Source organism: Pseudomonas sp. Tav-5-1A (assembly GCF_055755055.1).
In genome coordinates, this window is sequence record NZ_CM146901.1 from 116,026 (window position 1) to 142,286 (window position 26,261).

The 26,261-nt window shown below is 60.7% G+C and carries 17 protein-coding genes, 2 tRNA genes and 4 rRNA genes; 9 read left to right on the forward strand and 14 right to left on the reverse strand.

Translation table 11 applies throughout. The annotated features are described in order from the left end of the window. Nucleotides 1-31 precede the first annotated feature (31 nt). From AC0J42_RS00580 to AC0J42_RS00645, 14 genes are all read right to left on the reverse strand, one after another. Complete coding sequence (locus AC0J42_RS00580) at nucleotides 32-1,420, reverse strand: M16 family metallopeptidase (protein ID WP_473005021.1); 1,389 nt, start codon at nucleotides 1,418-1,420, stop codon at nucleotides 32-34. Nucleotides 1,421-1,481: 61 nt separating this feature from the next. Continuing rightward, nucleotides 1,482-3,140 (reverse strand): Na/Pi cotransporter family protein, encoded by a 1,659-nt coding sequence (locus AC0J42_RS00585; RefSeq protein WP_416421756.1) that lies wholly within the window; start codon nucleotides 3,138-3,140, stop codon nucleotides 1,482-1,484. Nucleotides 3,141-3,378: 238 nt separating this feature from the next. Further along, complete coding sequence (locus tag AC0J42_RS00590) at nucleotides 3,379-4,128, reverse strand: TerC family protein (RefSeq protein WP_416421757.1); 750 nt, start codon at nucleotides 4,126-4,128, stop codon at nucleotides 3,379-3,381. 64 nt (nucleotides 4,129-4,192) lie between these two features. Then, entirely contained in the window at nucleotides 4,193-5,500 is a 1,308-nt protein-coding gene (locus AC0J42_RS00595; RefSeq protein ID WP_473005022.1) for a CitMHS family transporter, read from the reverse strand. Between the two features lie 256 nt (nucleotides 5,501-5,756). After that, complete coding sequence (locus tag AC0J42_RS00600; protein WP_473005023.1) at nucleotides 5,757-7,718, reverse strand: DUF7844 domain-containing protein; 1,962 nt, start codon at nucleotides 7,716-7,718, stop codon at nucleotides 5,757-5,759. Then, nucleotides 7,715-8,035, reverse strand: a complete 321-nt coding sequence (locus tag AC0J42_RS00605; RefSeq protein ID WP_416421760.1) for a DUF2388 domain-containing protein — start codon at nucleotides 8,033-8,035, stop codon at nucleotides 7,715-7,717. Before AC0J42_RS00605 ends, AC0J42_RS00600 begins: the two co-directional genes overlap by 4 nt. Nucleotides 8,036-8,062: 27 nt before the next feature. Further along, nucleotides 8,063-8,374 (reverse strand): DUF2388 domain-containing protein, encoded by a 312-nt coding sequence (locus AC0J42_RS00610; protein WP_416421761.1) that lies wholly within the window; start codon nucleotides 8,372-8,374, stop codon nucleotides 8,063-8,065. A 30-nt stretch (nucleotides 8,375-8,404) separates the two neighbouring features. Continuing rightward, nucleotides 8,405-8,722 (reverse strand): DUF2388 domain-containing protein, encoded by a 318-nt coding sequence (locus tag AC0J42_RS00615; RefSeq protein WP_416421762.1) that lies wholly within the window; start codon nucleotides 8,720-8,722, stop codon nucleotides 8,405-8,407. A 398-nt stretch (nucleotides 8,723-9,120) separates the two neighbouring features. Continuing rightward, a complete protein-coding gene (locus AC0J42_RS00620; protein ID WP_416421763.1) occupies nucleotides 9,121-9,336 on the reverse strand; it encodes a DUF1127 domain-containing protein in 216 nt (71 codons plus the stop codon). A 322-nt stretch (nucleotides 9,337-9,658) separates the two neighbouring features. Beyond that, nucleotides 9,659-11,152, reverse strand: coding sequence for an acetyl-CoA hydrolase/transferase family protein (locus tag AC0J42_RS00625; RefSeq protein ID WP_416421764.1), 1,494 nt, complete (start codon nucleotides 11,150-11,152; stop codon nucleotides 9,659-9,661). Between the two features lie 180 nt (nucleotides 11,153-11,332). Beyond that, complete coding sequence (locus AC0J42_RS00630) at nucleotides 11,333-12,769, reverse strand: NAD(P)(+) transhydrogenase (Re/Si-specific) subunit beta (protein ID WP_473005024.1); 1,437 nt, start codon at nucleotides 12,767-12,769, stop codon at nucleotides 11,333-11,335. Between the two features lies 1 nt (nucleotide 12,770). Beyond that, nucleotides 12,771-13,094, reverse strand: a complete 324-nt coding sequence (locus AC0J42_RS00635) for an NAD(P) transhydrogenase subunit alpha part 2 (RefSeq protein ID WP_008367291.1) — start codon at nucleotides 13,092-13,094, stop codon at nucleotides 12,771-12,773. Between the two features lie 11 nt (nucleotides 13,095-13,105). Beyond that, on the reverse strand, nucleotides 13,106-14,227 hold the full coding sequence (locus AC0J42_RS00640; protein WP_416421766.1) for a Re/Si-specific NAD(P)(+) transhydrogenase subunit alpha: 1,122 nt from the start codon (nucleotides 14,225-14,227) through the stop codon (nucleotides 13,106-13,108). Between the two features lie 404 nt (nucleotides 14,228-14,631). Further along, the gene (locus AC0J42_RS00645; protein WP_473005025.1) at nucleotides 14,632-15,558 is read right to left on the reverse strand and encodes a LysR family transcriptional regulator; all 927 of its coding nucleotides are present in this window, start codon (nucleotides 15,556-15,558) and stop codon (nucleotides 14,632-14,634) included. Nucleotides 15,559-15,712: 154 nt separating this feature from the next. Between AC0J42_RS00645 and AC0J42_RS00650 the strand changes: the two genes are divergently transcribed. From AC0J42_RS00650 to AC0J42_RS00690, 9 genes are all read left to right on the forward strand, one after another. Further along, the gene (locus AC0J42_RS00650; protein WP_416421768.1) at nucleotides 15,713-16,894 is read left to right on the forward strand and encodes an acyl-CoA dehydrogenase; all 1,182 of its coding nucleotides are present in this window, start codon (nucleotides 15,713-15,715) and stop codon (nucleotides 16,892-16,894) included. A gap of 16 nt (nucleotides 16,895-16,910) precedes the next feature. Continuing rightward, on the forward strand, nucleotides 16,911-18,131 hold the full coding sequence (locus AC0J42_RS00655) for a CaiB/BaiF CoA transferase family protein (RefSeq protein WP_473005026.1): 1,221 nt from the start codon (nucleotides 16,911-16,913) through the stop codon (nucleotides 18,129-18,131). A gap of 891 nt (nucleotides 18,132-19,022) precedes the next feature. Next, nucleotides 19,023-20,559 (forward strand): 16S ribosomal RNA (locus tag AC0J42_RS00660). An 84-nt stretch (nucleotides 20,560-20,643) separates the two neighbouring features. Beyond that, nucleotides 20,644-20,720, forward strand: a tRNA-Ile gene (locus AC0J42_RS00665). 10 nt (nucleotides 20,721-20,730) lie between these two features. Continuing rightward, a tRNA-Ala gene (locus tag AC0J42_RS00670) sits at nucleotides 20,731-20,806 on the forward strand. Between the two features lie 215 nt (nucleotides 20,807-21,021). Further along, nucleotides 21,022-23,914, forward strand: a 23S ribosomal RNA gene (locus tag AC0J42_RS00675). Nucleotides 23,915-24,056: 142 nt separating this feature from the next. Next, nucleotides 24,057-24,172 (forward strand): 5S ribosomal RNA (rrf, locus tag AC0J42_RS00680). A gap of 113 nt (nucleotides 24,173-24,285) precedes the next feature. Next, a 5S ribosomal RNA gene (gene rrf / locus AC0J42_RS00685) occupies nucleotides 24,286-24,401 on the forward strand. Together the 16S, 23S and 5S rRNA genes with 2 tRNA genes alongside form the textbook arrangement of a ribosomal RNA operon. A gap of 341 nt (nucleotides 24,402-24,742) precedes the next feature. Next, nucleotides 24,743-25,687, forward strand: a complete 945-nt coding sequence (locus tag AC0J42_RS00690) for an IS110 family transposase (RefSeq protein ID WP_416423801.1) — start codon at nucleotides 24,743-24,745, stop codon at nucleotides 25,685-25,687. Nucleotides 25,688-26,261: the final 574 nt, after the last annotated feature.

Genomic DNA, 26,261 nt, shown 5'->3' on the forward strand with positions numbered 1-26,261 from the left:
AGGATACCCCCTTGCCTCCTTGATTGCGCAACTAGTGCCTTTTGTTGTGCCGCAATGCGCCCCAGCCGAGCACGGCCAAGCCAGCCAACACCAGTACGACAACGCCCAGGCTGTAGAGTTGGTCGTAGCTGAGTAGCGGTTGTTCGATGCGCACGTAGCCGGGGCCCTTGAACACCTGGCGCATGGCCGCGTCGGCCTGGGCCAGGGTGACCTTGCGCAGGTCGCGGCTGGGGTCTTCGAAGCGGCCATTGGCGTAGCTGGACAAGGCGTTCCAATAGAAGTCGGCCAGCTGGCTGTTGCCCTGCACGCTCCAGGTCTGGCGGGAAATGGTGGCCTGGCGCAGGCGTTCGAAGGTGGCGGCGTCGAGGCCGTCCTTCTTCAGCCGGGCGATCATCTCGGCCACCAACTGGCGGGCGCGGTCGACGTCGGCGCGGTCCAGGTCGGCGTTCAGGCTCAGCAGGCCGGTGTCGCCCATGGCTTCGCGCTGGCTCCAGGGGCCGTAGGACAATTCGTGGTCAAGCCGCAGTTCCTTGTACAGCGCCCACTCCATGTACACCTGCACCAGGTCCAGGGCAGCGTCGGGCACGTCATCGTTGAGCTCCGGCTCGGGGAAAAACCAGTGCAGCTTGGCGCCGTCGCCCAGCCAGCCGAGGCTGAGGGTGCGTTGCTGGGCCGCGCTGTGCAGGGTGACGGGGATGTCCGGGTGGTCGGTGGGCTTGACCGCGTCCAGGCTTGCCCAGGTGCGCTCAAGGTAGGCCGGCAGCACCTTGTCCAGGCCGCCGACCACGATCAGGGTCATGTTGTTGGGCGCGTACCAGTGCTTGCGTACTGCCTCCACCTGGGCCAGGGTCATGTCGCGCACCGGCGAGCGCTCGGTGCATTTGAGGCCCAGCTCCATGGCCAGCTGGTCGCTGGCGGCATGGCCCACGCCCTGCTTGTCCAGCCAGCGCTGCAGGTGCGAATAGTGGCCGCCGTCCTCGCGCTCGACGATGCGCCGGGAAATTTCCAGGGCCTTCTCGTCGATGGTGGTCTTGGTCACTACCTCCAGCAGCAGGTCCAGCACCTTGCGCTGGTTGGCGGCGGGCGCCTCGATGACGAAGGTGGTGTCGTTGTCGCTGGTGAAGGCGTTCCACTCGCCGCCCAGCGCCTGCATGCGCTCTTCCAGGCCGCCTTCGCCGCTGCCGTCGATGCCGCTGAACAGCAGGTGTTCGAGCAGGTGCGGCAGCTCGCGTTCGTTGCAGGCGAAGTCATCGAAGCCCACGCCCACCACCAGGCGGATGGCCACGTGGCTGCGGTCATCGCCGGGCTTCATCAGCACCTGCAGGCCGTTGGGCAGCAGGTAGCCTTCTACCTTGTAGCGATCCAGGGCCTGGCTTTGGGTGCAGCTGAACAAAAGGCAAAGCAACAGCAGACAACGCATGGGAAGCTTCCTGCGGGAACCGGCTCAGACTGTGAAACAGACTGCCGGGGGCAGCGGACGTTCAAGGCGAATGCGCATCGTCGGGAACAGCATCGGTTTGCAGGGCTCCGGTATCAATGTTTTCCAGCACCACGTAGGCGCTACCACAGAACAGCGAGTTCAGCCGCTTCATGTCGGCGATCAGCTCCAGGTGCAGCGAGCTGGTTTCAATGCTTTGTACCACTTTGCGCTGCAGGCGGCTCACGTGGGCATGGGCCAGGCGACGCTCCTGGGCACGGAAACGGCGTTTTTCCCGCAACAGCTGGCGCGCGCTTTCCGGGTCGCCGCTGAGGAACACCGACAGGCCCAGGCGCAGGTTGGCCATGAGCTGGTTGTGCAGCCCGGCCAGCTCTTCCAGGCCCACCTCGGAAAACTCGCGGCGCTGGGAGGTCTTCTGCTGCTGGATCTTGCGCAGCATGCGTTCGATCAGGTCGCTGGCCAGCTTGAGGTTGATGGCCAGTTCGATGATTTCCGCCCAGCGCCGGCTGTCCTGCTCGCTGAGGTCTTCGCGGGGCATCTGCGCCAGGTACAGCTTGATGGCGCTGTACAGCACTTCGACGTCCTCGCCCTGGCTGCGCACCGCCTGGGTCACGGCAGTCTGGCTGCCGCGCAGCACGTTGAGGGCAGCGCCGAGCATGCTTTCCACCAGGTCGCCGATGCGCAGGGTCTCGCGCACCGCGTTGGCCAGCGCCAGGCTGGGGGTTTCCAGGGCGGTGAGGTCCAGGTGCCGTGGCTTGGCGGTGCCGTTGGCGTCCTCGCGCTGGGGCAGCAACCAGCTGCACAGCCGCGACATGGGGCCGACGGTGCCGAGCATCAGCAGGCAGCGCACGGTGTTGTAGAGCAGGTGGAAGCCGATGACCAGGCTTGTGGGGTCGTAGGTCAGGCTGTCCATCCAGTGCGCCAGCGGGTTGAGCACCGGCACGATCAGCAACAGGCCGATCAGCTTGTACAGCAGGCTGCCCAGCGCTACCTGCCGGCCAGCAGTGTTCTGCATGCTGGTGGAAAGGAAGGCCAGCAGGCCGCTGCCGATGTTGGCGCCAATCACCAGGCCAATCGCGACGGGCAGGCTGATCACCCCGGCTTCCGCCAGGGTGGCGGTGAGCAGCACGGCCGCCAGGCTGGAATAGGAGATCATGGCGAACAGCGCGCCGACGATGGCGTCGAGCAGGATGTCGCCGGTCAGCGAGGCAAACAGCACCTTCACGCCCTGGGCGTGGGTGATGGGCGCCGCGGCTTCGACGATCAGCTGCAAGGCCAGCACGATCAGGCCCAGGCCGATGCCCACGCGGCCCATCTGGCCGACGCGAGTCTGCTTGCGCGAGAGGAAGAAAATCACCCCGAGGAAGATCAGCAGCGGCGACAGCCACGACAGGTCGAACGTCAGCACCCGCGACATCAGCGCGGTACCGACGTCGGCGCCCAGCATGATCGCCAGCGCCGGCGTCAGGGTCATCAGGCCCTGGCCGACGAACGAGGTGGTGAGCATGGCGGTGGCGTTGCTGCTCTGCACCACGGCGGTCACCAGGATGCCGGCGATGAACGCCAGCGGTCGCTTGGACATGTTCTGGCTCAACAGGCGGCGCAGGTTTGAACCGTACACGCGCAGGATGCCCGTACGCACAATGTGCGTGCCCCAGATCAGCAGTGCCACTGCCGAAAGCAGATTGAGCAGGGTCAGCATGAAAAAGGCCCCCTGTGGAAGGCCCCCGAACACGGGGGTAGATGAATGTGCGGCAGCGTCAGTGTTAGTAAAAAACTTTTATGTGACGCTTGTTTAAGCTGTAGTCGGCCATGGGCCGTAGCGCCAGCATCGCACAAGAAATGCGCCGCTGAAACAAAACTGTAACATTTGCCCGGTACCTCCGGGCACAAGACGAAAAAAGGGGCCCTGAAGGCCCCTTTCCGTGCAGCAGGCTTTGTTATTGACCTGCATCCTGCTCGCGAAGTTTCTTCTTTTTCGCCATCGCGGTGCGCATCTTGATGTTGATGGCCTCCACCGCCAGCGAGAACGCCATGGCGAAATACACGTAGCCCTTGGGCACATGCACGTCGAAGGCCTCGGCGATCAGCACGGTGCCCACCACCAGCAGGAACGACAGCGCCAGCATCTTCAGCGACGGGTGCTTGTCGATGAAATTGCTGATGGTGCCCGAGGCCAGCATCATCACCAGCACCGCGACGATGATCGCCGCGACCATCACCGGCACGTTGGAAACCATGCCCACGGCGGTGATCACCGAGTCCAGCGAGAACACGATGTCGATGATGGCGATCTGGATGATGGTGTAGAGGAAGTTGCCGCCCTTGCCTTTCGGCTCGTCGCCCTCTTCTTCCTCGCCTTCCATGCCCTGGTAGATCTCCTGGGAGCTTTTCCACAGCAGGAACAGGCCGCCGAAGAACAGGATCAGGTCACGGCCGGAAATGCCCTGGCCGAAGACCGTGAACAGGTCGCTGGTCAGGCGCATGACCCAGGTGATGGACAGCAGCAACAGGATCCGCGTGATCATCGCCAGTGCCAGGCCGAAGATCCGCGTGCGCGGCTGCATGGCCTTGGGCATGCGGCTGACCAGGATCGAGATCATGATGATGTTGTCGATGCCCAGCACGATTTCCAGTGCGGTCAGGGTTAAAAAGGCAACCCAGAGTTCCGGGTTGGTCAGCCATTCCATGTGTTTTCCTTCGAGCGTTGTGAGGCGCACCGTGCAGTGCGGTGCGCCTTCGGTAGATAAAGCGTCAGGCGCTGCCGAACAGCGGGAACGTGCCCAGCAGCAGCGCGGCGAACATTATGCACAGGCATACCAGCACTGCCCACTTGAGGGTAAAGCGCTGGTGGTCACCGAATTCGATGCCTGCCAGGGCGACCAGCAGGTAGGTGGAGGGTACCAGCGGGCTCAGCAAATGCACGGGCTGGCCGACGATCGAGGCCCTGGCCATGTCCACCGCGCTGATGCCGTAATGGCTGGCGGCTTCGGCCAGAACCGGTAACACCCCGTAATAAAATGCATCGTTAGACATGAAGAAGGTGAACGGCATGCTCACCAGCGCGGTGATTACTGCCAGGTACGGGCCCAGCGCATCCGGGATCACTGCCAGCAGGCTCTTGGACATGGCGTCGACCATGCCGGTGCCGCTGAGGATGCCGGTGAAAATGCCCGCGGCGAAAATCAGCCCCACCACCGCCAGCACGCTGCCGCTGTGGGCGGAGATACGCTCTTTCTGCATCTGCAGGCACGGGTAGTTGACGATCATGGCGATGCTGAAGGCGATCATGAACAGCACCGGCAGCGGCAGCAGGCCGGCGATCAGCGCGGCCATCAGCGCCAGGGTCAGGGCGCCGTTGAACCACAACAGCTTGGGGCGGCGTGCCTCGGGGAACTGTGACACGCTGATGTCGCCGTGGTCGGGCTCGTCGCCCGGCAGGTGCAGCTCACCCAGGCGTGCGCGTTCTTTCTTGCCGTAGCCGTAGGCGATGGCCAGGATCGCCAGCACGCCGGCGAGCATGGCCGGGATCATCGGCACGAAGATCGCCGACGGGTCGACGTGCAAGGCGCTGGCGGCGCGGGCGGTGGGGCCGCCCCAGGGGGTCATGTTCATCACCCCGCCCGCGAGGATGATCAGCCCCGCCATGATCCGCGGGCTCATGCCCAGGCGGCTGTACAGCGGCAGCATCGCGGCCACGCAGATCATGTAGGTGGTGGCGCCGTCGCCGTCCAGCGACACCACCAGCGCGAGTACGGCGGTGCCTACCGAGACCTTCAGGGGGTCACCTTTGACCAGCTTGAGGATTTTGCGCACGGCCGGGTCGAACAGGCCGGAGTCGATCATCAGGGCGAAGTACAGGATGGCGAACATCAGCATCACGCCGGTGGGCGCGAGCTTGGTGATGCCTTCGAGCATCATCGGCCCGATCTTGGGCCCGAAGCCGCCGAACAGGGCGAACAGTATGGGGATGATGATCAGCGCGATCAGCGCGGACAGGCGTTTGGTCATGATCAGGCACATGAACGTGATGACCATGGCGAAGCCAAGGAAAGTCAGCATGGGGGGTACTCCAGATGAGCTTCAGCGCAAGGCGCGCAGGCGATGGAGTACGGGCGAGCGGACAGCGTGGGGGTAAGGCATGCAGGGCATCAGGATCACCATTGTTGTTTTTGGTAGCGCCGGTCTGTGCCGGTGGTGATGGCGATGCTAGTGGTTGAAGCTTTCGGCAACCTTTCGAGGTTGTCATGGATGTGGGAGCTGGCTGGCCAGCGAGCTTTGAGGCCTAAAAGCTCGCTGGCAAGCCAGCTCCCACAGGTCAAGGCAGGATCAGGCCGCCGGCCGCCTTGTGCAGGGTGCGCAGGTGGTCGGCCACCACCTTGATGTTGGCCTCGGTGGCGGCGATCTCGGCGGCGCGCGTGGGTTCGAGCAGCGCGCGTACTTCCTTGTCCAGGTCCACGCTCAGGGTCTGCAGCTGTTTCTGGCGCTGGGCGCTTTCCGATTCCAGGCGCTTGAACTCGGCCTTCTGCGGCAGGCCGTAGCCGCCACTGTCCAGCAATTCCGCCGGGCGGCTGAGGAAGCCGCTGTTGGCCAGCATGGCCTGCAGGGTTTTGTTGGCGTTGACCAGGCTGGTGTCGTTGGCGGCGCGGCCGTTCAGGTAGCGCTGCTTGACCTCGTCCTGGGCGAGCAGCAGTTGCCGGCGCAGGCTGGCCTGCTCCAGCAGCAGCAAGGCGGCGCTGGTGCGCAGGTCGGCCTTGGCGAACCAGGGCTCGCGTTGCTTGGGCTCCAGGCCCATCCAGTCCTCGACCTTGTCTTGCGGGATGGGCAGCTGCTTCTTGAGGATGTCGAACATCGCCTGGTAGCGGTCGCGGTAGGAATCGAAGCGGTAGCCCAGGCGCAGGGCTTCGCGCGGGTCCTTGAGCACGCTGGTGTCGGCGATGCCGCGGGCTTCCATCACCTGCAGCAGGCCGTTGGGCACGATGCTGTCGAGGTCGTCGAACTTGGCGTTGTGGGTGCCGGCGCGCAGCAGTTTCAGGGTTTCCACCGCGCAGTTGTTGGACACGAAGTAATAGTTGCCGTCGTAGCTCCAGTGCATCTCGGCGGCGTGGCGCACCAGCGACTCGATCTCGTTGCGGGTGAGCTTGAGCGGCACCGAGGCCAGGCTGCGCAGTTCGGTCTTGGTGTATTCGTCGATCACCTGGCCCAGGGGCAGCACGAACAGCCGCGACGGGTAGCCGCCGGTGAGGCCGCTCCAGGTGGACAGCTGCACGTCGTTGACGAAGGCGCGGTACGACAGCACCAGGCTGCGGTCCAGGTCCAGGCGGCAGTCCGGGCCGCGTGGCCGGCCAGGAGCGCAGATCACCAGGCGGATCATGCTGTGGCCCCAGCGGCTCACCCAGTTCTGGTTGGCTTCGGCCAGCAGGTAGTCCACCTCGTACACGCGCTCGGGGTCGATGCTGCCCAGGGGCGTGCGGCCGAAGTCATTGCCGGCGTTGAGGAACGGCAGGGCAGCCTGGCATGGGGTGGGGTTGGCCGGGGCCCAGCCGAAGTGGTTCTTGTAGTACTCGTACAGCTCCGGGCGGCGGCAGCCGTATTCGGGGTCCAGCAGGAAGTACTCCATGTTCACCGCCACGAATTCCAGCGGGTTGGTGACTTCATAGATGTCGGGGCTGCGCACGACCTGGCGGTTGGGGTCGTCGCGTTCGCCGCGCTTGCCGACTGATTGCGGCCAGCCGGCCAGGTCCAGCAGGCGCGGGTCGTCGCTGAGGGTGAAGCGGCGCTCGGTCTGGCCGCGGCATTCACCGGGCAGGCCCACCTGGCCGAGGCTGGCGCTGTAGCGCTGGCAGCGGTTGAACAGAATGCGGTCGGACTCGGGCCACAGGCGGGCGCGGTCGTAGATATGGGTCAGCTCGTGCAGCACGGTGGCCAGCAGCTCTTCGCGCACGGTGCCGTGGGGGCGGTGAGTCTGGGTGGTGGCGGCGGTGCCATCCGTCAGGCTGGGCAACAGCTTGACGTTGAGGTCGAGGCTGGAAACTGCCGCGGCCTGCCCGTAGGCGTTGTCGGGCATGTGCGCCGACCAGTCGACGTCGATACGCCGGTCCAGCTGCTGCACGAAGCTGGGCGGCAGGTCGCGCATCGCTTCATCAAGCAACGCCTGGCTGGCCTGCTGTTGTTGCGCCGTCAGCCCTTCGGTCTGCAGGTGCAACTGCAAGGCGGCCTGCGCGCCCGTGCCAGTGAGCAACAGGGCGCAGGTCAGCAGCCAGGCGTTGAGGCACTTCACAGTGCGAGGATGGCCTGTGCGAGTTCCTGGTCGCTGGCGTCCTTGGCTTCCGGCACCTGGGCGCGCACGGCCACCAGGGCGGCTTCCAGTTGGGCGCCACGGATGGTGCCGTTGCTGGCCACGTAGCTGGCGGCGTCGTCCTGGGCGTCGCGTACCACTTTCGAGTCACGGATCGAGGTGGTGGTGTCGGAGGTGAAGTTGATGGTGCGGTTGGATGCACGCACGATCATGTTGCTGGTTTGCTGCAGGGTATGCGCCGAAGCCACATCGGCCAGCAACAGCAGGCCCAGGGTGGCGGCAATCAACGGGGTACGCATGGGGGTGTCTCCAAGGACAGGGAGTAATTATTGGACGAGAATTGCCTGCGCCAGTTCAAGGTCGCTGGCATGAACGCCAGCGTGGTGCTGGCGCAGGTAACTGATCGCTGATTCCAGCCGCGCGCCGGCCAGTTGGCCGTCGGTGGCAACATAGGCCGCGGCGTCGTCCTGGGCGGCGCGCACCAGTTTGCGGTCGAACGGCGCAGTGGTCACCTGGCTGGTGATGTAGCCGCTGGCGACCACGCCCTGGGTGGTGGTGTCGAAGGCCAGGGCCTGGCACGACCAGGCGCTGGCGATCAGCGATGCAAGAGCAAGGAAACGGGAAAACGGAACACGCATAAGTCTAGAAACTACCTGACTGGCACTCGATCAGATGGCAACGATGGCCTGGGCCAGTTGCGCGTCGGTGGCCTGCAGCGCCGGGTTCTGCTGGCGGATGTAGGCGAACGCGCATTCCAGGCGCGCACCGCGCACGGCGCCCTGGCTGGCGACGAAGCTGGCGGCGTCGTCACGGGCCTCGAGCACGACCTTCTTGTCGCGCAGCGACGCGGTGGCGTCGGAGGTGGCGTCGCTGGTGGCCTTGGTGGCGCCCACGATGGCATCAGTGGTGACGATGAAGCTGGAGGCATGCGCGCCGCAGGACAGGGCCAGCAGCAGCGAGGCGCCAAGCAGACGGGAACGGATCATGGTCAATCTCCTGAGCGGACTAGGGCAAAAGTGCAGCACTTTACATCAGACGCACGTTGTACCGGCCGCGTTACGTCGCGGGTGCACGCGCATGTCAGACAATTGTTGCCGATTTAGTTCAGTGGGTGGAGATCTGAAACAGGAAGTTTCATAAAATTTGAACTGTACTGGTGTTGTTATGTGATTCGAAGACTGTATCTGTAGCCGCTGCCGCCAGGCTGCGCTGGCCCTTCCCCACGCTAAAGATTTTCAGTGCACGCGAAGGCCAGCGCAGCCTTCGGCAGCGGCTACGAACCAGTTGGCCAGGCCATAGAAACGACAAAGCCCGTCACTGTTGCCAGTGACGGGCTTCGATCGAATTCAGGTTGCTGGCAAAAACGGGCCAGCGGGGTGTTGCATCAGCGCCAGAAAGGCTTGCTCAGCTCTTCGCAACGCTGTGCTTCGCTGATACCAGCGTCGGCCAGCAGGCGGGCGTCCAGACGGGCCAGTTGATGGCGGCTGGCGATGCGGCGCTGCCACAGCATCAGGTTGCTGATAACGCGCAGTGGGAACGAAGTGCGGGTTTCTTCGGAGCTGTTCTGGAAAAGCAGGTCGGAACTGAGTGTACGTTCCATGGTTGACATCCTTCCGCTTGTGGCGGGCTTGGCTAGTTGGTTTCTACTGGTGCCTATGATCCTCCTGTGCAGTCAAGAAATGCAGGCACAGTTCATTTGTATTGTGAGGGTTCAGTTAACTGTTTAAGGGGACTGTTTGACCCAAAATCAGGCCAACTGTATCGGTCAGCACCTGAATGGTGCATTTTTGATCAATTTCGAGGTTTTGAAGGGGATCGAGGCGGGGTTTTTACCGGTACAGCAGTACAGATTTAGAAAGTATCTTTGAACAGTTGGGCAACTGATGCGCTATTGCCTTGCATCAGCTGCCAACTGTGTTGCCTCACACGGCCAGCATGCGCCCGGTCTCTTCCAGGTTGCTGTGCCATTGCAGGGCGTCGCGCAGGATGTGCGGGGTGTGGCCGCCACGGGCGCAGGCTGCTTCGAAGTACTCGTTCAGCGCGGCGCGGTAGCTTGGGTGCACGCAGTTGTCGATGATCGCCCGGGCGCGCTCGCGCGGCGCCAGGCCGCGCAGGTCGGCCAGGCCCACCTCGGTGACGAGGATGTCCACGTCATGCTCGGTGTGGTCGACGTGGCTGACCATGGGCACCACGCTGGAAATGGCGCCGCCCTTGGCGATGGACTTGGTGACGAAGATGGCCAGGTGGGCGTTGCGGGCAAAGTCGCCCGAGCCGCCGATGCCGTTCATCATTTTGGTCCCGCACACGTGGGTGGAGTTGACGTTGCCGTACAGGTCGAACTCCAGTGCGGTGTTGATGCCGATGATGCCCAGGCGACGGATCACCTCCGGGTGGTTGGAGATTTCCTGCGGGCGCAGCACGAGGCGCGACTTGTAGCGGTTGAAGTCGCTGAACACCTCGGCGTGCTTCTTGGCAGACAGGGTCATGGAGCTGCCCGAGGCGAATTCCAGCTTGCCGGCGTCGAACAGGTCGAAGGTCGAGTCCTGCAGTACTTCGGAGTACATGGTCAGGTTCTCGAACGGCGAGTCCACCAGGCCGCACATCACGGCGTTGGCGATGGTGCCGATGCCCGCTTGCAGCGGCATCAGGCTGTTGGTCAGGCGCCCCTCGGCCACTTCGCTCTTGAAGAAGTCTACCAGGTGGTCGGCGATGGCCTGGGTCTCGTCGTCCGGCGGCAGCACGGTGGACGGCGAGTCGGGCTGGTTGCTGATGACGATGCCAACGATCTTCGCCGGGTCGATCTTCACCGCGCCGCTGCCGATGCGGCTGTCAGCCTTCAGCACCGGAATAGGCAGGCGCGTCGGGCGGTAGCTGGGGATGTAGACGTCGTGCAGGCCTTCGAGCTCCAGGGGCTGCGACAGGTTGATCTCGACGATCACTTCCTTCGCCAGGATGGCGAAGCTGGCGGAGTTGCCCACCGAGGTGCTGAGCACCAGGTGGCCTTCCTCGGTGATAGCTACGCACTCGATCACGGCCAGGTCCACCGGCTTGATCTGGCGGTTGCGCAGCTGCTCGACGGTGTCGGACAGGTGCTGGTCGATGAACATCACCTTGCCGTCGTTGATGGCCTTGCGCAGGGTGCTGTCGACCTGGAACGGCATGCGCCGGGCCAGCACGCCGGCCTCGGTCAGCTGCTTGTCCAGGTCATTGCCCAGGCTGGCGCCGGTCATCAGGGTGATCTGCAGCGGTGTCTGCTTGGCGCGCTCGGCCAGTGCATGGGGCACGGCCTTGGCTTCGCCTGCGCGGGTAAAGCCGCTCATGCCGACGGTCATGCCGTCCTTGATCAGGGCAGCGGCATCAGCCGCACTCATCACCTTGCTCTGCAAGGCGTCCAAGCGGATACGGTCACGGTACATGTTTTGTTATCTCGGGTAGCGGAGCTGTTGCGCAGTCTAGTGATTTGAAAAAAATTCGTCCCACGACTTAGGTCGTAAACCCAGGCCGGCGGGGGCGTTTCTAAGACCAAGGTATATCGGAAATAAAAAACCCCAGCCTAACCAGCGCCGGGGTTTTGGGTATTGCCGTGGATCAAGCCGTCATTCGACAGCCTTGACCATGTCCTCGATGACCTTCTTCGCGTCACCGAACACCATCATGGTCTTGTCCAGGTAGAATAGTTCGTTGTCCAGGCCGGCGTAGCCGCTGGCCATCGAGCGCTTGTTGACGATGATGGTCTTGGCCTTGAAGGCTTCCAGGATCGGCATGCCGGCGATCGGCGACTTCGGATCGTTCTTGGCGGCAGGGTTGACCACGTCGTTGGCACCCAGCACCAGCACCACGTCGGCCTGGCCGAACTCGGAGTTGATGTCGTCCATCTCGAACACCTGGTCGTACGGCACTTCGGCCTCGGCCAGCAGTACGTTCATGTGGCCAGGCATACGGCCGGCAACCGGGTGGATCGCGTACTTCACGGTCACGCCGTTGTGGGTCAGCTTCTCGGTCAGCTCTTTCAGCGCGTGCTGGGCACGGGCCACTGCCAGGCCGTAGCCGGGAACGATGATGACGGTGTCGGCGTTGGTCAGCAGGAAGGTGGCGTCGTCAGCAGAACCGGATTTCACCGGACGGGCTTCTTTCGCACCCGCTGGGCCGCCAACGTCGGTCGCGCCGCCGAAGCCGCCGCCGATCACGTTGAAGAACGAGCGGTTCATGGCCTTGCACATGATGTACGACAGGATCGCACCCGACGAACCCACCAGGGAGCCGGCGATGATCAGCATCGAGTTGTTCAGCGAGAAGCCGATGCCGGCGGCTGCCCAACCCGAGTAGCTGTTGAGCATCGACACGACTACCGGCATGTCGGCGCCGCCGATCGGGATGATGATCAGCACGCCCATCACGAACGCCAGGGCCAGCATCAGCGCGAAGGCGCCGTAGCTGCCGGTGAACATGAAGGTCAGGCCCAGGGCCAGGGTAGCCAGGCCCAGTACCAGGTTCAGCTTGTGCTGGCCGGCGAACTGTACCGGTGCGCCCTGGAACAGGCGGAACTTGTACTTGCCCGACAGCTTGCCGAAGGCGATCACCGAACCGGAGAAGGTGATGGCACCGATGGCCGCACCCAGGAACAGCTCAAGGCGGTTACCCGTAGGGATGGCGTCGCCCAGGGCCGGGACGATGCCCAGCGACTGTGGCTCGACCACGGCGGCAATGGCGATGAACACCGCGGCCAGGCCGATCATGCTGTGCATGAAGGCGACCAGCTCGGGCATCTTGGTCATTTCCACGCGCTTGGCCATGATCGAACCGGCGGTGCCGCCGACCAGCAGGCCGACGATCACGTAGGCGATACCGCCGGTAGCCAGCTCGGCGCCCAGCTTGTAGATCAGGCCAATGGTGGTCAGCACGGCCAGGGTCATGCCCAGCATGCCGAACATATTGCCGCGACGCGACGTGGTCGGGTGAGACAGGCCCTTGAGCGCCTGGATGAAGCAGATCGAGGCTACAAGGTACAGAAGAGTGACGAGGTTCATGCTCATGTTACTTTTTCACCTCGGCGGACGCTTTCGGCGCCTTCTTCTTGAACATTTCCAGCATGCGGCGCGTCACCAGGAAGCCACCGAATACGTTGACCGCGGCCAGGGCCACGGCCAGGGTGCCCATGATCTTGCCCAGCGGGGTCACGGTCAGGGCGGCAGCCAGCATGGCGCCGACGATGACGATGGCCGAGATGGCGTTGGTAACGGCCATCAGCGGGGTGTGCAGGGCAGGTGTGACGTTCCAGACCACGTGGTAGCCGACGTAGATCGCCAGCACGAAGATGATCAGGTTATAGACGCCGTGGGAGATCAGCATGTCTTCCATTGTTATTGTCCTCAGCCGTTCTTGCGGATGACTTGGCCGTCGCGGCACATCAGGCACGCAGCGACGATGTCGTCTTCAAGGTTGATCGTGAACTGGCCGTCCTTGTCGAACACCAGCTTCATGAAGTCCAGCAGGTTGCGTGCGTACAGCGCCGAGGCATCGGCACCGACCATGGCAGCCAGGTTGGTGGGGCCACAGATGATCACGCCGTTCTCGACCACTACCTGGTCGGCCACGGTCAGCGGGCAGTTGCCGCCTTGTGCGGCGGCCAGGTCGATGACCACCGAGCCTGGTTTCATCTGCGCGACGGTTTCGGCGCTCAGCAGGGTCGGCGCCTTGCGGCCCGGGATCAGCGCGGTGGTGATGACGATGTCGGAGGCCTTGGCGCGTTCGTGCACGGCCTGGGCCTGGCGCTGCATCCAGCTGGCCGGCATCGGGCGGGCGTAACCGCCGACGCCTTCGGCGCATTCGCGCTCTTCGTCCGTCTCGTACGGCACATCGATGAACTTGGCGCCCAGCGACTCGATCTGCTCCTTCACCGCAGGACGCACGTCCGACGCCTCGATCACCGCACCCAGGCGCTTGGCCGTGGCGATGGCCTGCAGGCCGGCAACACCGGCGCCCAGGATCAGCACGCGGGCAGCCTTTACGGTGCCGGCGGCGGTCATCAGCATAGGCATGAAGCGCGGGTAGTGATGGGCGGCCAGCAGCACGGCTTTGTAGCCGGCGATGTTGGCCTGCGAGCTCAGCACGTCCAGGCTCTGCGCGCGGGAAGTACGCGGGGCGGCTTCCAGGGCAAAGGCGGTAATGCCGCGTTCGGCCATCTTGGCGATGGTTTCGTTGTTGAACGGGTTGAGCATGCCGACCAGAACGGTGCCGCTCTTTATCTGCGCCAGTTCTGCGTCGTTGGGGGCAACCACCTTCAGGATCAGCTCGGCACCGAAGGCATCGGCAGCGCTGCCAATGACTGCGCCGGCGGCTTCATAGGCGCTGTCGGTCACGCTGGCATTGACGCCGGCGCCACTCTGGACAGTGACCTTGTGGCCTTGGCCAATCAGTTTCTTGATGGTTTCCGGGGTTGCAGCAACCCGTGTTTCGCCCGTCTGCGTTTCGAGAGGAACACCAATGTGCACGTCAAATCTCCTGCTTGATCTTATTGAGTTAACCAGCGCACTACGGATGGCGCATCTGGGGCGGCCGATCAGCACGATCCCGCCTGATTGCGGCGGGGCGCGGCATTTTGCAGGCGTTATTGCAGGCCTTCAACCAGTTATGAAGGGTGACGGACGAAACACTACAAGTCACCCTGTGACCGATTGCCGCAACATACCCGGTCGAGCCCCGATGGCTCGGGCTTTCCAGCTTTTCTGTAGGGATTTAATATTTTTTTACATTGTTCCGGTGAATAGCGCGAAATGACCCGGAAAAAGGGCTGTAGGCCATGTAGAACGGGGTGTTCAGCAAATTTTACAGGCAGCCATTACAGTCTTCGTAAAAACGACATTTCCTTACATCTGTAGGTTTCCATGTTTATGGACTACATAGTTACTTTTGAACCTTTTCCTTGATGATCAACTACATAGCGAATCGACTCGGCCACCAGCCAATCACGAAACGCCTTCATCGAGGCGGATTCGACCTTGCGCTCGGCAATCATCAGGTAATAGGCCTTGTGGCTGGCCAGTGCGTGGGCGTTGGCGACCACCAGCCTGCCCTCCTCCAGCTCGCGCTGGATCAGGAATGGCGGGATCAGCGCAATACCCATGTCGTGCATGGCGGCCTGGGAAAGCATGGAGAATAGTTCATAGCGCGGGCCTGTCATGTCACGGCTCACGTTCATTCCCAGGCTATTGAACCACTGGCGCCAGGCGTAGGGGCGCGTGGTCTGTTGCAGCAGCGGCAGCTGGGCGATGGCCTGGGCGTCAAGCTGTGCCCTGCCCGCCAACAGCGCCGGGCTGCACACCGGCACCGGGTTCTCGCCCATCAGCCGGTGGGCCTGGGTGCCGGGCCAGTCGGCGTCGCCGAAATAGATGGCGGCGTCGAAGGGGGTGTCGGCAAACAGGAATGGCCGGGTGCGGTTGGTGAGGTTCACCGTGATGTCCGGGTGCTCGCGCTGGAAGCCCTTGAGCCTGGGCAGCAGCCACTGGGTGCCAAAGGTGGGCACTACGGCCAGCTCGATGGTATTGCTGCCCTGCTGGCCCATCACCGACAGCGTGTCGCGTTCCACGGCGTCCAGCTGGGTGGCGACCTGGCGGCTGTAGGACAGGCCGGCCTCGGTCAGTTTCACGCCGCGGCGCGAACGCTGGAACAGTTCGACATTGAGGAACGCTTCCAGGCCGCCTATCTGCCGGCACACGGCGCCTTGTGTGAGGGAAAGCTCCTGGGCAGCCTTGGTAAAACTTTCGTGGCGCGCAGCGGCTTCGAAGCAGATGAGCGCGGTGGTGCTGGGGATTTTGCGGCGCATGTACGGCAACCTCACAAGTGGAGGCGCTTATTGGGCTTTTATCGCCTCTCGGAGTGAGAAATTAGCACAAGGCTATGCGAAATCCTCGTTTGTCCCCTGCCCTTTCGGCGCCTAGCATCAAGGTATTCCTATTCATTTACGACGAGGACACTTCATGGGCGCCAAGGCCAGCTTCAATTGGATCGATCCGCTGCTGCTCGACCAGCAGCTCAGCGAAGAAGAACGCATGGTGCGCGACAGCGCCCAGCAGTTCGCCCAGGGCAAATTGGCGCCGCGGGTGCTGGAAGCGTTTCGTCACGAAAAGACCGACCCGGCCATCTTCCGCGAGATGGGCGAGATCGGCCTGCTGGGCGCGACCATTCCCGAGCAGTACGGCGGCAGCGGTCTCAACTACGTGTGCTACGGCCTGATTGCCCGTGAGGTGGAGCGTGTGGACTCCGGCTACCGCTCGATGATGAGCGTCCAGAGCTCGCTGGTGATGGTGCCGATCAACGAGTTCGGCACCGAGGCGCAGAAGCAGAAATACCTGCCCAAGCTGGCCAGTGGCGAGTGGATCGGCTGCTTCGGCCTGACCGAGCCCAACCATGGCTCCGACCCGGGCGCCATGATCACCCGTGCCCGCTCGGTGGAAGGCGGCTACCGCCTGACCGGCAGCAAGATGTGGATCACCAACAGCCCCATCGCCGATGTGTTTGTGGTGTGGGCCAAGGATGATGCCGGCGATATTCGTGGCTTCGTGCTGGAAAAGGGCTGGCAGGGCCTCAGCGCCCCTGCCATTCATGGCAAGGTCGGCCTGCGTGCATCCATCACCGGCGAGATCGTCATGGATAACGTGTTCGTCCCTGAAGAAAACATCTTCCCCGACGTGCGCGGCCTCAAGGGCCCGTTCACCTGCCTGAACTCGGCGCGTTACGGTATCTCATGGGGTGCGCTGGGTGCGGCAGAGTTCTGCTGGCACACCGCGCGCCAGTACACCCTGGATCGCCAGCAGTTCGGGCGCCCGTTGGCGGCCAACCAGCTGATCCAGAAGAAGCTGGCCGATATGCAGACCGAGATCACCCTGGCCCTGCAGGGTTGCCTGCGCCTGGGGCGCATGAAGGACGAAGGCACGGCGGCGGTGGAAATTACCTCGATCATGAAGCGCAACTCCTGCGGCAAGTCCCTGGACATCGCCCGGATGGCTCGCGACATGATGGGCGGCAACGGCATCTCGGATGAGTTCGGCGTGGCCCGCCACCTGGTCAACCTCGAGGTGGTCAACACCTATGAGGGCACCCATGACGTGCATGCGCTGATCCTTGGGCGTGCGCAGACCGGCATCCAGGCGTTCTATTAATAGAAGGAGCCGGGCCATGGGTGCGCTGTCACATCTTAGGGTGCTGGACCTGTCGCGCGTGCTGGCCGGCCCTTGGGCCGGGCAGATCCTCGCCGACCTGGGGGCCGAGGTCATCAAGGTCGAGCGTCCAGGCGCCGGCGACGACACGCGCGCCTGGGGCCCGCCCTTCCTGCGCGATATAGAAGGCGAGAACACCAGCGAGGCTGCCTATTACCTGTCCGCCAACCGCAACAAGCAATCGGTGACCATCGACTTCACCCAGCCCGCGGGCCAGCGCCTGGTGCGCGAGCTGGCAGCGAAGTCGGATATCGTCATCGAGAACTTCAAGGTGGGTGGCCTGGCAGCGTTTGGGTTGGACTATGCCTCGTTGCAGGCGGTGAACCCGCAGCTTATCTATTGCTCGATCACCGGCTTCGGCCAGACCGGCCCCTACGCCAAGCGCGCAGGCTATGACTTCATGATTCAGGGGCTGGGCGGGCTGATGAGCCTGACCGGTCGCCCCGAGGGAGATGAAGGCGCCGGGCCGGTGAAAGTCGGCGTGGCCTTGACCGACATCCTCACCGGCCTCTATTCCACCGTCGCCATCCTGGCCGCCCTCGCCCACCGTGACCAGCATGGCGGCGGCCAGCACATCGACATGGCGTTGCTGGACGTGCAGGTAGCCTGCCTGGCCAACCAGGCCATGAACTACCTCACCACCGGCGTGGCACCGAAACGGCTGGGCAATGCGCACCCTAATATAGTGCCGTACCAGGACTTTCCTACGGCCGATGGGGATTTCATCCTTACCGTGGGGAACGACAGCCAGTTCCGCAAGTTCGCCGAGGTGGCTGGGCAGCCGCAGTGGGCTGTTGATCCGCGTTTCCTGACCAACAAGCTGCGGGTCGCCAATCGTGCCGAGCTGATCCCGCTGATTCGCCAGGCCACGGTGTTCAAGACCACGGCGCAGTGGGTGGCACAGCTGGAGCAGGCAGGCGTGCCCTGCGGGCCTATCAATGATCTCGCCCAGGTGTTCGCCGATCCCCAGGTGCAGGCCCGCGGGCTGGCAGTGGAGCTGCCCCATGCCTTGGCGGGCATCGTCCCACAGGTGGCGTCCCCAATTCGGCTGTCGGAGACGCCAGTGGAGTACAGGCGTGCCCCGCCGCTGTTGGGGGAGCATACGGCGGAGGTGTTGGGGCGGGTGTTGGGGATTGGTGGGGAGGCGTTGGAGCGGTTGCGGGGGGATGGGGTGGTTTGAGGGGCTTCTATATATAGGTGGGGGATTGGGGGACGGCCGCCAGGTGCCAGTCGTTGTTTTTCTAGCGCCCTTGAGATCGAGCGCCGCCCGCGCGGCGCATCGCGGGCAAGCCCGGCTCCTACATCTGTTTCGGGCCAGTCATGGCAGTGCCATCACCTTGCCCGCCTTGTTTGCCCACTGCAAATCTCCATTGGTACCACCAAGGCGGCCCCGGGAGATGCCACTGACATAACTGGCCCGAAACAAACGGGTAGTACCGGCGGGGCGGCCGTCCGCCGCAGGCCGGGTCGCGCCGCGCGGGCGGCGCTCGATGTCATGACGCCTGAACCTCTCCCGACATGCGCCTGGCGGCCGTAACGCGGTCGCCTGCCGGATGCTTTTGATCTTAAAGACAATTCCTCGAAATTAACCCTTGACCTGCCCCCAAATCTCTCTATAATTCGCCCCACTTCCGGCGCAACCGAAACGGAAAACTCCTTGAAACTCAACGAGTTAACCGAAGTAAGCAGCTCCGAGGGGTTTCGATCTTAACGTCGAAAGCGGTGAAAAAGGCAGTTGACAGCAACGTAAGTTGCTGTAGAATTCGCCTCCCGCTAACGAGAGATCGAAGCGAGCCAAGTGGTTGAAGTTGTTAGAGATTCTCTGAAAAACTTCAAAATAAACGCTTGACAGGCTCTGAGGAAAGCGTAGAATGCGCGCCTCGGTTGAGACGAAAGAATCAACCAACCGCTCTTTAACAATTGAATCAAGCAATTCGTGTGGGTGCTTGTGACTCAGACTGATAGTCAAAAAGATTATCAGCATCATAAGTTACTCCACGAGAAATCATGGTTTAACCAACGATTGCTGAGCCAAGTTTATAGGGTTTTCTCAAAACCCGATTGCAGTATTGAACTGAAGAGTTTGATCATGGCTCAGATTGAACGCTGGCGGCAGGCCTAACACATGCAAGTCGAGCGGATGAGAAGAGCTTGCTCTTCGATTCAGCGGCGGACGGGTGAGTAATGCCTAGGAATCTGCCTGGTAGTGGGGGACAACGTTTCGAAAGGAACGCTAATACCGCATACGTCCTACGGGAGAAAGCAGGGGACCTTCGGGCCTTGCGCTATCAGATGAGCCTAGGTCGGATTAGCTAGTTGGTGAGGTAATGGCTCACCAAGGCGACGATCCGTAACTGGTCTGAGAGGATGATCAGTCACACTGGAACTGAGACACGGTCCAGACTCCTACGGGAGGCAGCAGTGGGGAATATTGGACAATGGGCGAAAGCCTGATCCAGCCATGCCGCGTGTGTGAAGAAGGTCTTCGGATTGTAAAGCACTTTAAGGTGGGAGGAAGGGCAGTAAGCTAATACCTTGCTGTTTTGACGTTACCGCCAGAATAAGCACCGGCTAACTCTGTGCCAGCAGCCGCGGTAATACAGAGGGTGCAAGCGTTAATCGGAATTACTGGGCGTAAAGCGCGCGTAGGTGGTTTGTTAAGTTGGATGTGAAATCCCCGGGCTCAACCTGGGAACTGCATCCAAAACTGGCAAGCTAGAGTATGGTAGAGGGTAGTGGAATTTCCTGTGTAGCGGTGAAATGCGTAGATATAGGAAGGAACACCAGTGGCGAAGGCGACTACCTGGACTGATACTGACACTGAGGTGCGAAAGCGTGGGGAGCAAACAGGATTAGATACCCTGGTAGTCCACGCCGTAAACGATGTCAACTAGCCGTTGGGGACCTTGAGTCTTTAGTGGCGCAGCTAACGCATTAAGTTGACCGCCTGGGGAGTACGGCCGCAAGGTTAAAACTCAAATGAATTGACGGGGGCCCGCACAAGCGGTGGAGCATGTGGTTTAATTCGAAGCAACGCGAAGAACCTTACCAGGCCTTGACATCCAATGAACTTTCCAGAGATGGATTGGTGCCTTCGGGAACATTGAGACAGGTGCTGCATGGCTGTCGTCAGCTCGTGTCGTGAGATGTTGGGTTAAGTCCCGTAACGAGCGCAACCCTTGTCCTTAGTTACCAGCACGTTATGGTGGGCACTCTAAGGAGACTGCCGGTGACAAACCGGAGGAAGGTGGGGATGACGTCAAGTCATCATGGCCCTTACGGCCTGGGCTACACACGTGCTACAATGGTCGGTACAGAGGGTTGCCAAGCCGCGAGGTGGAGCTAATCTCACAAAACCGATCGTAGTCCGGATCGCAGTCTGCAACTCGACTGCGTGAAGTCGGAATCGCTAGTAATCGCGAATCAGAATGTCGCGGTGAATACGTTCCCGGGCCTTGTACACACCGCCCGTCACACCATGGGAGTGGGTTGCACCAGAAGTAGCTAGTCTAACCTTCGGGGGGACGGTTACCACGGTGTGATTCATGACTGGGGTGAAGTCGTAACAAGGTAGCCGTAGGGGAACCTGCGGCTGGATCACCTCCTTAATCGACGACATCAGCTGTATCATGAGCTCCCACACGAATTGCTTGATTCATTGAAGAAGACGATATCGGTAACAGCTCTTAACTGGGTCTGTAGCTCAGTTGGTTAGAGCGCACCCCTGATAAGGGTGAGGTCGGCAGTTCGAATCTGCCCAGACCCACCAGTTTCTTGTTGGGGCCATAGCTCAGCTGGGAGAGCGCCTGCCTTGCACGCAGGAGGTCAGCGGTTCGATCCCGCTTGGCTCCACCACCTACCGACAAAGCTTAGAAATGAGCATTCGCATCGAATGTTGATTTCTGAACTTTATCAGAATCGTTCTTTAAAAATTTGGGTATGTGATAGAAAGATAGACTGAACGTTACTTTCACTGGTAACGGATCAGGCTAAGGTAAAATTTGTGATTGTATTGCAAATTTTCGGCGAATGTCGTCTTCACAGTATAACCAGATTGCTTGGGGTTATATGGTCAAGTGAAGAAGCGCATACGGTGGATGCCTTGGCAGTCAGAGGCGATGAAAGACGTGGTAGCCTGCGAAAAGCTTCGGGGAGTCGGCAAACAGACTGTGATCCGGAGATGTCTGAATGGGGGAACCCAGCCATCATAAGATGGTTATCTTGTACTGAATACATAGGTGCAAGAGGCGAACCAGGGGAACTGAAACATCTAAGTACCCTGAGGAAAAGAAATCAACCGAGATTCCCTTAGTAGTGGCGAGCGAACGGGGACCAGCCCTTAAGTGGCTTTGAGATTAGCGGAACGCTCTGGAAAGTGCGGCCATAGTGGGTGATAGCCCTGTACGCGAAAATCTCTTGGTCATGAAATCGAGTAGGACGGAGCACGAGAAACTTTGTCTGAATATGGGGGGACCATCCTCCAAGGCTAAATACTACTGACTGACCGATAGTGAACTAGTACCGTGAGGGAAAGGCGAAAAGAACCCCGGAGAGGGGAGTGAAATAGATCCTGAAACCGTATGCGTACAAGCAGTGGGAGCAGACTTGTTCTGTGACTGCGTACCTTTTGTATAATGGGTCAGCGACTTATATTCAGTGGCGAGCTTAACCGAATAGGGGAGGCGTAGCGAAAGCGAGTCTTAATAGGGCGTTTAGTCGCTGGGTATAGACCCGAAACCGGGCGATCTATCCATGGGCAGGTTGAAGGTTAGGTAACACTGACTGGAGGACCGAACCGACTACCGTTGAAAAGTTAGCGGATGACCTGTGGATCGGAGTGAAAGGCTAATCAAGCTCGGAGATAGCTGGTTCTCCTCGAAAGCTATTTAGGTAGCGCCTCATGTATCACTGTAGGGGGTAGAGCACTGTTTCGGCTAGGGGGTCATCCCGACTTACCAAACCGATGCAAACTCCGAATACCTACAAGTGCCGAGCATGGGAGACACACGGCGGGTGCTAACGTCCGTCGTGAAAAGGGAAACAACCCAGACCGTCAGCTAAGGTCCCAAAGTCATGGTTAAGTGGGAAACGATGTGGGAAGGCTTAGACAGCTAGGAGGTTGGCTTAGAAGCAGCCACCCTTTAAAGAAAGCGTAATAGCTCACTAGTCGAGTCGGCCTGCGCGGAAGATGTAACGGGGCTCAAACCATGCACCGAAGCTACGGGTATCACCCTTTGGGTGATGCGGTAGAGGAGCGTTCTGTAAGCCTGTGAAGGTGAGTTGAGAAGCTTGCTGGAGGTATCAGAAGTGCGAATGCTGACATGAGTAACGACAATGGGTGTGAAAAACACCCACGCCGAAAGACCAAGGTTTCCTGCGCAACGTTAATCGACGCAGGGTTAGTCGGTCCCTAAGGCGAGGCTGAAAAGCGTAGTCGATGGAAAACAGGTTAATATTCCTGTACTTCCGGTTATTGCGATGGAGGGACGGAGAAGGCTAGGCCAGCTTGGCGTTGGTTGTCCAAGTTTAAGGTGGTAGGCTGGAATCTTAGGTAAATCCGGGATTCTAAGGCCGAGAGCTGATGACGAGTTGCCTTTAGGCGACGAAGTGGTTGATGCCATGCTTCCAAGAAAAGCTTCTAAGCTTCAGATAACCGGGAACCGTACCCCAAACCGACACAGGTGGTTGGGTAGAGAATACCAAGGCGCTTGAGAGAACTCGGGTGAAGGAACTAGGCAAAATGGCACCGTAACTTCGGGAGAAGGTGCGCCGGTGAGGGTGAAGGACTTGCTCCGTAAGCCCATGCCGGTCGAAGATACCAGGCCGCTGCGACTGTTTATTAAAAACACAGCACTCTGCAAACACGAAAGTGGACGTATAGGGTGTGACGCCTGCCCGGTGCCGGAAGGTTAATTGATGGGGTTAGCTAACGCGAAGCTCTTGATCGAAGCCCCGGTAAACGGCGGCCGTAACTATAACGGTCCTAAGGTAGCGAAATTCCTTGTCGGGTAAGTTCCGACCTGCACGAATGGCGTAACGATGGCGGCGCTGTCTCCACCCGAGACTCAGTGAAATTGAAATCGCTGTGAAGATGCAGTGTATCCGCGGCTAGACGGAAAGACCCCGTGAACCTTTACTATAGCTTTGCACTGGACTTTGAATTTGCTTGTGTAGGATAGGTGGGAGGCTTTGAAGCGTGGACGCCAGTTCGCGTGGAGCCATCCTTGAAATACCACCCTGGCAACTTTGAGGTTCTAACTCAGGTCCGTTATCCGGATCGAGGACAGTGTATGGTGGGTAGTTTGACTGGGGCGGTCTCCTCCTAAAGAGTAACGGAGGAGTACGAAGGTGCGCTCAGACCGGTCGGAAATCGGTCGTAGAGTATAAAGGCAAAAGCGCGCTTGACTGCGAGACAGACACGTCGAGCAGGTACGAAAGTAGGTCTTAGTGATCCGGTGGTTCTGTATGGAAGGGCCATCGCTCAACGGATAAAAGGTACTCCGGGGATAACAGGCTGATACCGCCCAAGAGTTCATATCGACGGCGGTGTTTGGCACCTCGATGTCGGCTCATCACATCCTGGGGCTGAAGCCGGTCCCAAGGGTATGGCTGTTCGCCATTTAAAGTGGTACGCGAGCTGGGTTTAGAACGTCGTGAGACAGTTCGGTCCCTATCTGCCGTGGACGTTTGAGATTTGAGAGGGGCTGCTCCTAGTACGAGAGGACCGGAGTGGACGAACCTCTGGTGTTCCGGTTGTCACGCCAGTGGCATTGCCGGGTAGCTATGTTCGGAAAAGATAACCGCTGAAAGCATCTAAGCGGGAAACTTGCCTCAAGATGAGATCTCACTGGAACCTTGAGTTCCCTAAAGGGCCGTCGAAGACTACGACGTTGATAGGTTGGGTGTGTAAGCGCTGTGAGGCGTTGAGCTAACCAATACTAATTGCCCGTGAGGCTTGACCATATAACACCCAAGCAATTTGCGTCGAACGACCAGATTGCGGTGTTGTGAAGATGATACGAACCGAAAGTTTGCATTTCACAAATACCATCACATACCCGATTCGCTGGAATGCCTCCCAAAGGGCATCCTGGCTACAGAATTTCTTGACGACCATAGAGCATTGGAACCACCTGATCCCATCCCGAACTCAGCAGTGAAACGATGCATCGCCGATGGTAGTGTGGGGTTTCCCCATGTGAGAGTAGGTCATCGTCAAGATTAAATTCCGAAACCCCCATCTGCGAAGGCAGGTGGGGGTTTTGTCTTTTAGTAGAAGCTCCATCATTTTCGGCTGGCACGTCACTGCGGTGACGGATCGGCACACAGAGTTTCTTGACGACCATAGAGCATTGGAACCACCTGATCCCATCCCGAACTCAGCAGTGAAACGATGCATCGCCGATGGTAGTGTGGGGTTTCCCCATGTGAGAGTAGGTCATCGTCAAGATTGAATTCCGAAACCCCCGTCTGCTAGCGCAGACGGGGGTTTTGTCGTTATGGGCTGCGCAAAATCTTCCGCAGCAGCGGCCCCGCGCAATGGCTGACACCCCATAGGCCCGGACGCAGCCTTCGGCAGCTTGTGTCTAGAGAAGGGAATAGAATCTGAGGTGAGAGCGGTGAATGGCAGGTTGTTCGGCAGCAGTGTTGATAAGCACGTGTAGCAGCAGAACCGCCATTCACCTCTCCGCTCTGGCTACAAGCCCGAACAGTTGAACGAGCCGACCTCGAACATCACAAGCATGGGCATCACCAGAGTGCTCTCATCCTTGAGTGTAAGAGGTGTTCCCCATGATTTCCTGGCTCGGTATCGACGTCGCTAAATCCTCCCTCGCAGTTTGGCTTCGCCCCCAAGACATCAGCTTCAATGTCCCCAATAACTCAACAGGTTATGCCCATCTGATCGAAAAGCTGAGCGGTTGCGACGTACAGAAGGTTTTGCTTGAGGCGACCGGCGGCTACGAGCGGGGGGTGATGGCGGCCCTTCGCCTGGCTGGCTTTACCGTCGTGCGCGTAAACCCTCGCCGTGCCCGGGCGTTTGCCGAGGCGATCGGTAAGCAAGCCAAGACAGACCCCATCGATGCCCAGGTCCTGGCGCAGTTTGCCGAAACTTTGAAGGCGGCCAAACCCCAGCAGGATTCGGCGCCGACCCAGTTTTTACGGGAGCTGGTACAGCAGCGCGAGCGCTTCGTACAGCAACGCGACGACGACAGACGCCGTCTGAAACAGGCCCAGTCCCCCAGGATAATCGAGCTGCTGGAAGGCCATATCGCCTTCCTGAAAGCACAGATCCTGGAGCTGGAAAAGGCCATCGAGCAAACGATGCAGGCACTTGATGCGCCCAAGGTGGCGCAACTGACGTCAGTCAAAGGTCTCGGCACGATCACCGCGGCCAGCCTGATGGCTTACCTGCCAGAACTGGGCGAGTTGGACCGGCACCAGATAGCGGGGCTGGCCGGCCTGGCCCCCTATAACAACGACAGTGGCAACTTCCAGGGCAAGCGCAAGATCTGCGGCGGGCGCAGTGCGGTGCGGCGAGTGCTGTACATGTCGTGCTGGACGGTCATCCGCTACGACGCCTCGTTCAAGGCGCGTTACGAGGGGCTGCGCGATAAAGGCAAGAGTGCAAAAGTGGCGCTGGTAGCGTGCATGCGCGTGCTGCTGGTCCGGCTTAACGCCATGCTGCGCGACGGCACAGCATGGCGGACGTCATTAACTGGGCAAGACAGTGGCTAGGCGAATCTGTAGCAGCGGCCGCAGGCCGCGTCCTGGAGCAACGCAGGACCGCCGCCGGACGCAGCCTTCGGCAGCTGCTACGCGAATGCGGATACCCCATAGACCGCGTCGCCTGCATCGCGGCCAAGGCCGGCTCCTACCACGAATAGTGTAGGAGCCGACTTTAGTCGCGATGCAGACGACGCCATTTCAAGACAGTTGCTGCTACGCGGTACACGGCACCTGTAGCAGCGGCCGCAGGCCGCGTCATGGGCCACGCGCAATGCCTGACACCCCAGAGGCCCCGGACGCAGCCTTCGGCAGCTGCTACGGGGTACACGGCACCTGTAGCAGCGGCCGCAGGCCGCGTCATGGCCCCCGCGCAATGGCTGACACCCCATAGGCCCCGGACGCAGCCTTCGGCAGCTGCTACGGGGTACACGGCATCTGTAGCAGCGGCCGCAGGCCGCGTCATGGACCACGCGCAATGGCTGACATCCCATAGGCCCCGGACGCAGCCTTCGGCACCTGTAGTAGCCGCCCCATTCCTTACCCAAACGCCAGGCAAAAAAAAGGGCCCGCGGGACAAGCCCGG

Excerpts from the sequence above, each read along its gene's own strand:
- AC0J42_RS00580 (WP_473005021.1), bottom strand. The coding sequence starts at position 1,420 with ATGCGTTGTCTGCTGTTGCTTTGCCTTTTGTTCAGCTGCACCCAAAGC.
- AC0J42_RS00585 (WP_416421756.1), bottom strand. The coding sequence starts at position 3,140 with ATGCTGACCCTGCTCAATCTGCTTTCGGCAGTGGCACTGCTGATCTGG.
- AC0J42_RS00590 (WP_416421757.1), bottom strand. The coding sequence starts at position 4,128 with ATGGAATGGCTGACCAACCCGGAACTCTGGGTTGCCTTTTTAACCCTG.
- AC0J42_RS00595 (WP_473005022.1), bottom strand. The coding sequence starts at position 5,500 with ATGCTGACTTTCCTTGGCTTCGCCATGGTCATCACGTTCATGTGCCTG.
- AC0J42_RS00605 (WP_416421760.1), bottom strand. The coding sequence starts at position 8,035 with ATGCGTACCCCGTTGATTGCCGCCACCCTGGGCCTGCTGTTGCTGGCC.
- AC0J42_RS00610 (WP_416421761.1), bottom strand. The coding sequence starts at position 8,374 with ATGCGTGTTCCGTTTTCCCGTTTCCTTGCTCTTGCATCGCTGATCGCC.
- AC0J42_RS00615 (WP_416421762.1), bottom strand. The coding sequence starts at position 8,722 with ATGATCCGTTCCCGTCTGCTTGGCGCCTCGCTGCTGCTGGCCCTGTCC.
- AC0J42_RS00620 (WP_416421763.1), bottom strand. The coding sequence starts at position 9,336 with ATGGAACGTACACTCAGTTCCGACCTGCTTTTCCAGAACAGCTCCGAA.
- AC0J42_RS00625 (WP_416421764.1), bottom strand. The coding sequence starts at position 11,152 with ATGTACCGTGACCGTATCCGCTTGGACGCCTTGCAGAGCAAGGTGATG.
- AC0J42_RS00630 (WP_473005024.1), bottom strand. The coding sequence starts at position 12,769 with ATGAGCATGAACCTCGTCACTCTTCTGTACCTTGTAGCCTCGATCTGC.
- AC0J42_RS00635 (WP_008367291.1), bottom strand. The coding sequence starts at position 13,094 with ATGGAAGACATGCTGATCTCCCACGGCGTCTATAACCTGATCATCTTC.
- AC0J42_RS00645 (WP_473005025.1), bottom strand. The coding sequence starts at position 15,558 with ATGCGCCGCAAAATCCCCAGCACCACCGCGCTCATCTGCTTCGAAGCC.
- AC0J42_RS00650 (WP_416421768.1), top strand. The coding sequence starts at position 15,713 with ATGGGCGCCAAGGCCAGCTTCAATTGGATCGATCCGCTGCTGCTCGAC.
- AC0J42_RS00655 (WP_473005026.1), top strand. The coding sequence starts at position 16,911 with ATGGGTGCGCTGTCACATCTTAGGGTGCTGGACCTGTCGCGCGTGCTG.
- AC0J42_RS00690 (WP_416423801.1), top strand. The coding sequence starts at position 24,743 with ATGATTTCCTGGCTCGGTATCGACGTCGCTAAATCCTCCCTCGCAGTT.